General features: G+C 37.3%; 12 protein-coding genes. 2 read left to right on the top strand and 10 right to left on the bottom strand.

The window, feature by feature from the left end; all coding sequences use genetic code 11:
• Positions 1-103: 103 nt before the first annotated feature.
• From H7U02_RS09730 to H7U02_RS09745, 4 genes are all read right to left on the bottom strand, one after another.
• Positions 104-1,117 (bottom strand): hypothetical protein, encoded by a 1,014-nt coding sequence (locus H7U02_RS09730; protein ID WP_155198596.1) that lies wholly within the window; start codon positions 1,115-1,117, stop codon positions 104-106.
• Positions 1,118-1,340: 223 nt separating this feature from the next.
• Positions 1,341-1,970 (bottom strand): hypothetical protein, encoded by a 630-nt coding sequence (locus tag H7U02_RS09735; protein WP_241672409.1) that lies wholly within the window; start codon positions 1,968-1,970, stop codon positions 1,341-1,343.
• A gap of 12 nt (positions 1,971-1,982) precedes the next feature.
• The gene (locus H7U02_RS09740) at positions 1,983-2,930 is read right to left on the bottom strand and encodes an AEC family transporter (protein ID WP_155198595.1); all 948 of its coding nucleotides are present in this window, start codon (positions 2,928-2,930) and stop codon (positions 1,983-1,985) included.
• A gap of 77 nt (positions 2,931-3,007) precedes the next feature.
• Positions 3,008-4,633: a malolactic enzyme gene (locus H7U02_RS09745; protein WP_155198594.1), complete on the bottom strand. Its 1,626-nt coding sequence runs from the start codon at positions 4,631-4,633 to the stop codon at positions 3,008-3,010.
• A gap of 351 nt (positions 4,634-4,984) precedes the next feature.
• Here H7U02_RS09745 and H7U02_RS09750 point away from each other — a divergent pair, with 351 nt between their 5' ends.
• Both H7U02_RS09750 and H7U02_RS09755 read left to right on the top strand, forming a co-directional pair.
• Entirely contained in the window at positions 4,985-5,335 is a 351-nt protein-coding gene (locus H7U02_RS09750; RefSeq protein ID WP_037598004.1) for a helix-turn-helix domain-containing protein, read from the top strand.
• 140 nt (positions 5,336-5,475) lie between these two features.
• Complete coding sequence (locus tag H7U02_RS09755; protein WP_070655973.1) at positions 5,476-6,351, top strand: LysR family transcriptional regulator; 876 nt, start codon at positions 5,476-5,478, stop codon at positions 6,349-6,351.
• 82 nt (positions 6,352-6,433) lie between these two features.
• Here H7U02_RS09755 and H7U02_RS09760 read toward each other — a convergent pair whose 3' ends face one another.
• From H7U02_RS09760 to H7U02_RS09785, 6 genes are all read right to left on the bottom strand, one after another.
• Positions 6,434-7,192, bottom strand: coding sequence for a CPBP family intramembrane glutamic endopeptidase (locus tag H7U02_RS09760; protein ID WP_201043277.1), 759 nt, complete (start codon positions 7,190-7,192; stop codon positions 6,434-6,436).
• 166 nt (positions 7,193-7,358) lie between these two features.
• On the bottom strand, positions 7,359-8,744 hold the full coding sequence (locus H7U02_RS09765; RefSeq protein ID WP_070655977.1) for an MFS transporter: 1,386 nt from the start codon (positions 8,742-8,744) through the stop codon (positions 7,359-7,361).
• Between the two features lie 25 nt (positions 8,745-8,769).
• Positions 8,770-9,180 carry a MarR family winged helix-turn-helix transcriptional regulator gene (locus H7U02_RS09770; protein ID WP_049546092.1) on the bottom strand — a complete coding sequence of 137 codons (411 nt, stop codon included), beginning with the start codon at positions 9,178-9,180 and terminating at the stop codon, positions 8,770-8,772.
• Positions 9,181-9,330: 150 nt separating this feature from the next.
• Positions 9,331-9,894, bottom strand: coding sequence for a sugar O-acetyltransferase (locus H7U02_RS09775; RefSeq protein ID WP_002886933.1), 564 nt, complete (start codon positions 9,892-9,894; stop codon positions 9,331-9,333).
• Between the two features lie 105 nt (positions 9,895-9,999).
• Entirely contained in the window at positions 10,000-11,067 is a 1,068-nt protein-coding gene (locus H7U02_RS09780) for a sensor histidine kinase (protein WP_037612047.1), read from the bottom strand.
• Positions 11,052-11,726, bottom strand: a complete 675-nt coding sequence (locus H7U02_RS09785) for a response regulator transcription factor (protein ID WP_073687981.1) — start codon at positions 11,724-11,726, stop codon at positions 11,052-11,054. Before H7U02_RS09785 ends, H7U02_RS09780 begins: the two co-directional genes overlap by 16 nt.
• Between the last annotated feature and the right edge of the window lie 17 nt (positions 11,727-11,743).

Here is an 11,743-nt window from a genome sequence, read left to right on the forward strand (position 1 = left end):
AAAGGACTCAGTCCTGTACAATACAGAACTAAATCCTTTGCTTAAATTATTTGTCTAACTTTTTGGGGTCAGAACAATTTGGGCTTTTTGTTAGGTAAAGAATTTATTGGTCCTTTTTCAGTCTTTTTAAGTGTTTATAGAGACCGAAGGCCCGATCCAGTTGCATAGATTCGATAGGACGTTTGCCCTTGATATAGAGATTTCCATTGGTCGCATTCATCAACCCTGTCTTAGAAATGGCATAGCCGGTGATCATGCCACTATAAAGGAATTTTTCCAATTCCTTGACATCTAAAACTCTGCTTGAAGGTTCAAGAATACCATATTCTGCTTCATAAATATCCACTAGTCTTTTAAACTTATAGGCTGTTTTTATGGGCATATCTCCGACATTTCCCTTGGCATAATAATGATAGAGATTCTGTGGGCTTAAGTCTGCAGATGCCACCTCTTGACCATTGGGCGAGTAAGGTTGTGATTTAATGAAAGTATTAAGCTTGCCAATATCAATGTGAGAGTCGCTGTCATTTCCCTTAGGAATAGGACCTTCAACCTTATCAACAATCTCCCTTCGTCTTATGGTAGCTAATAATTCATAAGGCTCGACTCTAAGCCTTTTAGAAAATTTTTCCAAAGTATCAAGCGATACCGTTCCTGTTTGATTGATCAGATTATAGTTGGTTTGAGCCATACCAGATGAGACTACAAAGGCTGTCATGCGTTCTCTGACTTCCCCCTCAGCCATATCTTCCGTGATTTCCAACTTCTTGCGAATGTTGTGCCACAAGTTCTGGGTGACCTGATCAGGATTTCTTGGAAACTCAAAACCCTCATGCTGATTATCTCGAGCTAAGAGCTTCCCAAGTGTAATGTTTTTCCCAGTCACCTTGGCCAGACCGTTAGTAATGGTTACAATCTTTGGAATATTTCCCTTAGGCTTGTTCATGAAAAGCATTCGAAGGTTTCCTGACGGAATCCCCGTAGCTTCTGAAAGCTCTTTGTAACTCTTCTTGTCTTTCCAAAATTCCCCCATACGAGCTTTTTCCGCATTTTCCCAGAAAAGCTCCTTAAGGGATTTGGGGGTATTCGGCTCATCCGATAATAGTCGTTTTGACATAATTGTCTCCCTCTAAAATTGCTGTTTAAACTTAGTCCGAGTCTATTATCTCATATTTTTAATAAAAATCAAATCAATTCCTAATGGTATTGATTTTACTATATAAAAAGGATTTAGCTCCGTTTTACACAGAACTAAATCCCTTGAAGGGGATTATATCATAAATTGGTAAATTATAGCCAAAAGCATACCCAACCAAAAGAAAAAAACTTAATACGCTAGCTCAATCAAGGCCAGAAGCAAATACTAAAGATTTAATTGTCCTTCCACTCAGTTGACTAAAATGGGCCCATTTTTTTCTGTTTGAAACCAATAAAACAATTGGAAGATATAGACTGGCTCCTAAAAGAGCTGGCCAATACTTTTTAACCCCTTTTGAAATAGGAAATATAATTATAAAAACTAAACTTAACAGTGCAAACAGTGAGAAACCACTCATAAAATAAGGTATGACACGAGAAATTCCCTGCATACTTTTTTCAGGTCGTTCCTCATCACCATAGAAAGAATATCGTAAACCAACATCCACCAAACCGGCGAAGCCAATCATATTATTCAAGCTATTAATAGTCCAACTTGTCTCTAGTAAGTAAGATAATTTTTGTTTCTGATTAAGCTCTTTATTTAAGATTTTATCATAGAATACCATAGGTGCAACAGCCATAAAACCAAGCAAAGCTAAACTAATGACTTTTATTGGAGAGAGTTCTCCAAAGATTGCTCCAATCTTATCAAACGAAATGGTCTTAAAAAGTCTGATTATCTCTACAATAACCAGACTAGCAATAGATAAAAATAGCACAAGTTTGATTAGTCTCTGCCATTTTTTCACGCCATTCAAAATTGTTCTCACAATCTCTTCCTCTTATCCTAACAAGGTTTGTAATATTGGAATAACAACGATAAATAGAACCGTACTTAGAGTCACTACATTCGTAGAGAATTCCACATCTCCTTTTCCCTGATTAGCAAGGATCGGGAGAACAGCCAAAGCTGGTGTAGCGGACTGAATCATAAAGGTCTTAAATTCTACTGTCGCCATATTTGGTGCAAAGAACTTCAATACAAGAAGCATGATTAGAGGAGCTAGGATAAAGCGTCCAACTAAAGTGACAATTGTATCTTTATCAAAAGTAATCGTTTTCAAGCCTGCCTTTGCAAGAACGATACCAATATAAATCAGAGATAGGGGAGTGACGATATTTCCAACATAGGTTAAGGTATTCGTTGCGAAATCTGGAATAGAGATTCGAAGAATCAAAAATAGCAGAGCCATAAGAAAACCTACAAGCGGAGCTGGTAGCAATTTCTTCCAGTCAAATTTACTTGTCTTCTTGCTTTGACCCGATTTACTATCGCTCGTCATCAAATACACGCCCAATGTCCAGGTGGAAATCGTGTTGGTGATATAGTAAATTAAGAAATAAGGAAGAGCCTGATCCCCAAAAAGAGCAACGTTTAAAGGTAAACCAATAAAAATAGTGTTGGCATTCACAAAGGTATTAATCATGGTTCCTCGCCGTCCTGGACGAACCTTGAAAAGCACAACTGCAATATAAGCTACGCTATATCCCAAGATAAAGGCCACAAATGTATAAAGAAGACCTCCAGAAAGACTGATTAGCTTATCTAGTGTCAGGTATTTCATCACCGACACAAAGATTGACGCTGGCAAGGCTACATTCATGATCAAACGGGATAGGTTAGATCCAAAGGCATCTCCAAACCATCCCTTCACCTGAAGAATATACCCCAAAACAATGATAGCGATAATCGGAATAATACTCGTAATCGAGGTTAAAAAGAGTGACATAGGTATCCTTTCTAAATTACTTAAGTCCACAGCCCATACAAATCTGTCGCTAGCGAAGGATAGGCAGCAGCAGTGAATTATTTATACTCTGGATACCACTTCAAATCACGAACTGCTTTGGCCATATCTGTTTCCTTAGCATGCGCAAGACCTTGCTCTTGTGCTTTTTTAGCGACTGCTTCTGCTACTTTAATAGAAACATCTGCTACATACTTGAATGGTGGCAAGACAGGAGCTCCTGGTTGGCCTGGATTGACAATACCACTCAATGAATGAGCCGCTGCTCCAATCATTTCATCAGTCAAAAGACTTGCTTCAGAAGCCAGCATACCTAGACCAAGACCTGGGTAAATCAAGGCATTATTGGCTTGACCAATCACATAGTCGACACCTTTATAAGAAACCGTATCAGCAGGAATTCCTGTTGCGACAAAAGCTTTGCCATCTGACCATTCAATCAAATCTTTGGCACTAGCTTCTGCTAGTTTGGTTGGATTTGACAAAGGGAAAATCATCGGACGTTCTGTGTTTTCACACATAGCTTCTACTATTTCTTTAGTGAAGGTATTAGGTTGAGTTGAAGTTCCTACAAGAATGGTTGGCTTCACAGTCTTCACTACTTCAAGCAGGTCAGTCAACTTGTCTGCATTACTAAAGTCAGCACGTTTCTTAGCAAACGGTTTTTGTTCAGGGGTTAGGTCATCCATGTCATCAAAGAGAAGACCTTGTTTATCAACCATAAAGAAACGTTTATAGGCTTCTTCTTCAGAAAGACCTTCACTCACCATTTCACGAAGAACACGAGAGGCAATTCCTGCACCCGCAGTACCACCACCATAGCAGAGATAAACTTGATCTGTTAATTTTTCACCACTAATATCCAGTGAACCAAAGATACCACCTAGGGTAACTATTCCTGTACCTTGAATATCATCATTAAAAGTTGGAATTTGTTTCCGGTATTTTTCAAGAATATTAGCAGCATTCAAGCGACCGAAGTCTTCCCAGTGAAGGTAGAGTTTAGGAAAGAGACGTTCTGCTGTTTGAACAAATTGGTCAATGAAGTCGTAGTAACGATCTCCACGAACCCGTTCATGACGATTCCCTAAGTAATTAGGATTGTTACGAAGTTCTTCACGGTTAGTCCCTGCATCAATAACTAAAGGAAGGACCATAGAAGGATCGATTCCAGCAGCACCCGTATAGACCATCAATTTCCCAACAGAAATGTCGACACCATTTGTTCCCCAGTCACCGATTCCAAGGATTCCTTCTGCATCTGTTACAACAATGAGACGAATCTCGCGATCCCCAGCAGCATTTTTCAAAGTGGCTTCAATATTTTCAGGATGATTGATATCAAGATATCCCGCATATTGGGGATCTACAAAGAGGTCACTATAGCCTTCAATGGTATCTGCAATGGTTGGATCGTATACAATTGGATTGAATTCCTCCAAATGTTGAGAAAAGAGGTAATAGAAAAGAGTTCGGTTGGTGTTAAAAATTTCCATTAGGAAAAGACGCTTTTCCAAATCATTGGCTTTTGTTTGCATTTGCGCATAAGTTTGCGTCGCTTGTTCTTCAATCGTTTGAACATACGGTGGCAGTAAACCAATAAGACCTAGTTCCTTTCGCTCCTCTAAGGTAAAGGCAGTTCCCTTATTAAGGAAAGGGTTGTTTAAAATATCATGTGCAGTCATAGTGCAACCTCCTTTTTACTTATATTATACTACTTAAAATAGTCGTTTTAAAGAACAATGTGCTTTATAGTGTCCACTCATTTCTTTTATGTTATAATGGGCAAAAAGAATTATGACAGAATCAACTATACAACCAGTTATCATCTTTCCTCCAGATACAAATGGACAACCACTTTATCTGTGCCTAACCTTATAACACATTTGTTTTACAGGCTGTATAGTAGCAACAATTGTGATGGTACTAATAGAGTACTAGCATATTGAACTAATAAACAACAATATGGATTTTATAGTATACTTTGTATTGTTTAAAAAGTTATTTTTGTCATTTAAAACTTGTATTCTGTTTATATGACAACTAATAATTATCTACAAAAATATATTTCACAAAAAGTGAAATATTTTCGTAAACAAAACAAAATGAGCCAGGAGGAACTTTCGGAACAGGCAGGACTCGGACTCAAGTATATCAATCAATTAGAAAACCAAAATGTGAATCTTACCATTCACAGTCTAGAAAAAGTGATTGTCGCCTTAAACTTGACACCAGAGGACTTTTTCAATTTCAATAGCCTCGAGCCCACCACTGACCAAACCGATAATCTCTCATTGAAAAGAGTTAACATGAAGCTGAAACAAGTTCCTGTTGATAAAAGGGAGAAAATCCTAGCTATTTTTGAAGATATTCTTGATAACCTATAATCATCTCCTGACTCATCATCATATTCTAACTCAATAAAAAAGTTATAGTCAAACACATCACTACGGATAATATTTACTTATCGTCTCATCTAGCCTTGTCTATGTAACTCTTTTTAACAATTTTTTGAAAGTGTGATTTTATGAATCTTAAAGACTTATACTATTTTTATGACCTAAGCAACCTGCAATCTTTCACTGCAGTAGCTCGAAAAAACGGGGTGAGTCAACCATCTATTTCTTATGCCATTAAACGTTTAGAAAAGGAGTTTCATTGTCAATTACTTGTGCATGATCCTTCACATAGGACATTTAAGCTAACTCCACAAGGTGATATATTGCTACGACATGTAAAGAAAGCTCTTCCAGAAATACAAGGTGCCCAAAAAGAAATACTTCGAAGCATTTCTCCCTATGATACAATTGGGTTTCCGCCTCTTATTATTGACTATCTTGTTCGTAAAGAGCCTGCTTTTATTGAAAATGTCTCAGCACTTCGAAACATTCACCCTATACAAGAAGGTTCTATTGAACTTCTAGACCTCTTGTCTAAGGGAGAACTAGATGCCAGTTTTATTGGAAGCTTAGAACCGATTATCGATAAACGATTTTCAGTTAAAACTCTTATGACAAGTGATCTTTATTATATTCTACCTTCAGGCCACTCATTGGCAGATAAGGAAGCTATCGCTTTCTCTGATGTTCTAAATGAAAATTTTATTATTTTAGACGAACATTTTGTTCATCTAAATGCTTTTCAACATTTGAATAATCAATATCATCATGCTGCAACACCATTCTTTCAAACAGATGATATTAATTTGCTTAAGCAACTCCTTCGTAAAAAAATTGGTATCAGTCTTCTTTCTGAAATCGCTATAACAAAGGAAGACAAAGATTTAATTTCTATCCCAATGGTTAAAGAGGAACGCATGTCGCTTTATGTTTCACTAGTTACACTTAAGGAAACTAATCTTCATCCTGAGGTAGAAAACTTCTTCCAAGAACTATTAAATTAAAAGCGATAATACTAAGCTAATTAAGATACATCTAACAATAAAAGGAAACTCCCCTCGTACTTAAACGAAGGGAGTTGTTTTACTAATAATTCCAGTTTACCAAGAGATAAATTAGACTCGAGCCAAACATATCCGCCAAGGCATGCATGAGGAAGAATGGAAGCAAGTTTTTGACCTTGTATTTATAAAGGAAATAATAAAGTAGACCAAAGACCACACCGATAACCAGAGCCCATAGTATCCCCTGATAGGTATGGAAGGACACACGGACAATGGTTGAAAAGACCAAGACCCACCATTTATACTTGTCCTTTACTGAGGTCAAAAGCCCTAAGAAGAAAAATTCCTCGTAGAAACCGTTAAGCAGTCCGTAAGCAATGGCCATAGGTGACAAAGCCATAAACTTATCAATAACAGCCATAGGGTTAATATAAGCTAAAACTTGAGGACTAAAATAATTATACTGTCCTGACAAGGTGCTAACCATATCGGCAAATAGGCCTGAAATAGCGAAAATAAAGGGTACCCAAAAGAGAACAGACCACTTTAGGCGTATAAGTAATTGTTTAAAGTCAAAATGACGTATCCAGAGATATATAATCGCTAAGGTTAGGAGAATAATCTGCAAGGTGAAATTACTTGAATAGCCTGCTCCCTCACTGGCTGTATTTGTTGATGTCTCACTGATTGCTGTGGAAACGCTTGGAGCCAAACTTGCCAAATATATTTGTGTTGAACGGACAATAAACTCACCAAACATAATCAGCGTAACAATACCGATATCAAACCACCTAAGATTCTTTAGTGGTTGTTCGGGACGAATTTTCTTGAGTAAAGACATTGGTCTTTCCTTTCTTCTATCCTCTTCATCGAAGACTGGTTTATTCTTTAAGTTTATTATAAGTCATAAACCTTAACATAATACTAAAATTTGCAGTAAGATTAGTATTTCAATTAAGGAAAGAAAAAGCAAGGGAAAGCATGTTTCCTTTGCTTCAAACTTGTTATTAATCATTCTTTTTAACAACACTAAATAAGACAAGGAGTTGGAAAATAGCCAAAACAAATAGGACCACAAAGCCATTTCGACTACCTTGAGCCGTTGCTCGTGCAAAGTCAATCTTGTGGTTAGCTTGACTCATAGCAACAATTAGAGATGCTAGTGTTGTTCCCACTGCTCCTGCAAATTGTTGGAGCGTGTTAAAGATGGCATTAGCATCGGCTCGTTGATCAAGCGACAGTTGTTTCTGTCCATTAGTCATGACATTACCAAAGGCAACCCCGAGTCCCGTCATGAAAATCATGTAAAAGGCGAGAATCAAAGTATTTGAAAGGGAGAGACCAAACAAGCTAAATAGCAACTGAGCAAGAACGATAAGGCTTGCTCCAATCAGAATTGGTTTACGAGCTCCCATCTTATCTAAAATGATACCCGAAAACGGAGCAAATCCTGCACCAATGATAGCTCCTGGGAGGAGCATCAAGGCTGCAAGAGTGGTATTAGAGTTGTTAACCAACTGCACATAGTTTGGCAAGAGGAAACTCATCGCAAGGGAACCCAATTGGAAAGAAAAGAAAGCGATGATATGACCTGTCAGTTTAAGATTTTTCAAAATAGAGAGGTTGATGATGGGATTTTCTAATGTTGTAGAACGCCAAATCAAAATGACAAGACCTAAGATCCCAATCAAAAGCCAACCTAAGACTGAGAAGCTGAAGAAGGCATGTTCAGCAACCCCATGAAGACCTAAAATCAGGCCCAAGAAAAGAAAGATGGTAGCCAGTAGACTGAGGATATCTAAAGATTCACGTTTAACCTCACTCTTTTGCTCAATCGAGCGAAGCCCTGCAATCAGTGAAGCCAAGAGAATAGGAAACTGAATGAGGAAGATAGAACGCCAACCAAAATGCGCTGTCAAAAGTCCACCAACAGTCGGTCCAATCGCTGGAGCGACAGCTGTAATCAGTGTCCCAACTCCCATCATGAGACCAATCTTACGACTTGGCACCTGCTCCAAAATGATGTTAAACATGAGAGGTAGGGCAAAACCAACACCCATTCCTTGAACCAATCGTCCCAGAACAACAAAGCTAAAACTAGGCGCTATAAAGTCGATAAGAACACCTAAAATAGACAAAAGGTTTGCGACCAGAAAGATGGTCTTCATCTTAAATGAGCGCTTGAGATAGGCAGATAAGGGCACCACGCAAGCAACGACTAATAGGTAGATGGTTGTAACCCACTGTACTGTTGACGTATTAACCGAAAATACCTTCATCAATACAGGAAAGGTGATGTTCATAGCTGTTTCACCAGCCACTCCACAAAAAGAAAGGATTCCTGTCGCAAAGATGGCACACAGGATCTTAGTGGAGATTTTTTCGTCTGACATAAGTATTTGTTCCTCTTATATAAACTTAAATATTGCGGTAGTGTTGTAAGATTTTGAGAAAGACTTCTCTCTCTTCAGATGAAAATTGCTGGGCAAACTCTTCCTCTTCTTTTCGAAGATAGGATTGGCAGGCAGACGCGATTTTTACTGCCTTATCCGTTAAAACAACCGCTTTTTGCCTAGCGTCTTTCGATGAGGTATGTCGTTCGATAAGGCCTTTTTTCTCCATCCGCTGTAAGAGAACTGTCGTTGTCGAACGCTGAATCTCAAATTCATGCTCAATGTCACGTTGAAATACCTCATGATTAGCATGATGGGTTATAAAATCGATAATGGCCATCTGATTTCCAGTCAAATCATACTGCCTAGCAAACTGATCAAAGTGGCGCATCATATTGTTATTGGCTTGCTTCAACAAGCGTCCAAAATGGTCCAAAACATGACTCCTTAACTACATTGTTAGCTAACTAACGTTATTTAGTATAAGAGTTTTAGGAGGTAATGTCAATAACTTTTCAAGAGATTTCCACTCAACTTTCAATAGATTTCAAAAAACTCAAGGACTTAAATCCTTGAGTTGCTTCATTTAGTCTTTCTTTACAGGAATTTCCTTAATAACACGCGCTGGATTCCCGCCTAGAACCACGTTGTCTCCAAAGGACTTGGTCACGACGGCTCCTGCCCCAGCTACTACATTATCCCCTAGGGTAACGCCAGGAAGGATGGTCACGCCTCCACCAGCCCAGAAATTATCACCGATTGTAATTGGAGCACCATATTCAATGCCTGAATTACGCTCGGTTGGATCAAGCGGATGCAAGGGCGTCAAAAACTGACAATTAGGGCCAATCATGGCATTGTCACCAATCGTGATAGGACAGATATCCAACATGGTCAAATTCCAGTTGGAATAAAAATTTTCACCGATATGGATATTAACACCGTAATCCGTAACGAACTGAGGATTCATGGCAACATTTTCACCAGTCGAACCAAACCAAGATTTGACAATCTCTGCCCTCTTGAGGCGATCAGGTTCAGCATTAAAGGCCCATTGTTTTTCTCTTGAGCTGGCCGCTAGAGCACGTAACTCAGGATCGCTTGGCTTATAAAAGTCACCTGCAATCATTTTTTCATATTCAGTTGGCATGGCATACTCCTTTTTTGCTTCTTCTCCTATATTGTAGTATAGAAGTGATGTTACCACAAGCGAATGGATATAAACTAGCTAATAATCTCAACTAAAAAACCATTACTAAATATAAATTGTAACCATAGCTCCATTATTTTCATTAGAAAGTTTCAGTTCCCAATCATGAAGTTCTACGACTCTTTTTACAAAAGATAACCCTATTCCAAAATGGTGATTCTGAGAGTCGTTTCCTGATTGATTATCTTGGTAAAAGAGCGATCCTACATTATCAATCATATTAGCCGAGAACCTTGAGCCATCATTCCAAACCGATAAAACAATCTTATTTTGCTCAGATGATAATTTTATAACTATCCTTGGCATCATTGATTGACTATAGGACATTGCATTATTCACAAGATTAGTAAGTGCTCTTAAGAATAATACTAAGTCAATATGAATAGTAGTATCAGATGGGGTTTCATTCAATACTTTTAAGACACAGGTCCCAGTTGTCAGAGGAGTTAATTCTCTAATCAAACATGACGCAAGCTGCTCCGAAGTAATATGCTCTTTATTGATATTATCTTTATAAAATGTTTTTGAATATTGAATAAATTGATTAAAATAATTATCTAGCTGTTGACTTGAAGATTCGATATCTAATAAGCATTGAGTTAACTCAGGAGACAAATCAAATGTCTGAAGATACTCAGCATTACCTGAAATTATTGTTAGAGGTGTCTTTAAATCATGTGCTGCGGAAGACACTCTGAACATTAGCTCTTGCTTTTGTTTCTTCTCTTTTTCAAGCATCTTCTGAATTTTATCCTGCATCTTCATAATATGTTCTTTTGTCTCAATAAATTCAAATAACCTTAGTGGCTTAGAGTATTTGTTATTGTCTGAATATAAGCTTTGTTCATATACTGTCTTCATCTCTATCTGAATTTCATATAGAAGTTTTTGTACATTTCTTACAATTATAACAACTAAAATGACACAAAGATAAATCCACGAACTAACACTAAAAAACATAGTAAAGCTATTCACATTGTTAGCATTAATTCCTTCAACTGCTGTAAATAGGGCAGGAATGATATAAAAAAAACAAATGCATATCAGAAATTGAAAAATAATTTTCAAATAAGTTGCTCTTATCAACTGCTTTAATGTTATTGATTTTGCCATTTATATCCCCCACCCCAAAGAGTTTTAATTGGATCAATACCATAAGGTTTTAATTTTTGTCGAATCTGATAGATATACTCTGTGATACTTCGGTACTGAACTTCTGAACTTTGAGGGTACAAATATTCATAAAGCTCCTCTACACTAAAGATTTTAGTTTGATAGGTAAACAACAAATATAATAAATTAAACTCCCTTCTCGAAAGAGAAATACTATTACCGTCTACCATTAATTCCTTTCCTACCCTATCAAATTGAAGTAAACCACTAGTCTCAGTATCTCCGACAGAAAGTAGCCTTTTATCTCGTCGAATATGCATTTTGACTCTTGCAACCAACTCCTTCATACCGAATGGTTTGGTAATAAAATCATCTGCACCTATTCCAATAGCTTCAACAATATCTTCTTCAAGGTTTTTAGCAGTAATAAAAATTATAGGTGTTTGAATCTGACTTCTGATACTACTACAAATATCAATACCACTCACTGGCATCATTATATCCAGTAAAATCAAATCAAATCCTATGAAGTCACATAGGTTAATATCTTCAACAGAATTTCTAGTTTCAACTACATAAGAGTTTTTCTCCAGAATATTCTTAATCAATCTTAAAACTTTTAAATCATCGTCAATAACTAGAATCTTAGACTTTACCATTTTTTTCCTCGTACGTT

This window comes from Streptococcus sp. 3.1, assembly GCF_016648915.1.
In the GTDB taxonomy this organism is placed as follows: domain Bacteria; phylum Bacillota; class Bacilli; order Lactobacillales; family Streptococcaceae; genus Streptococcus; species Streptococcus salivarius_E.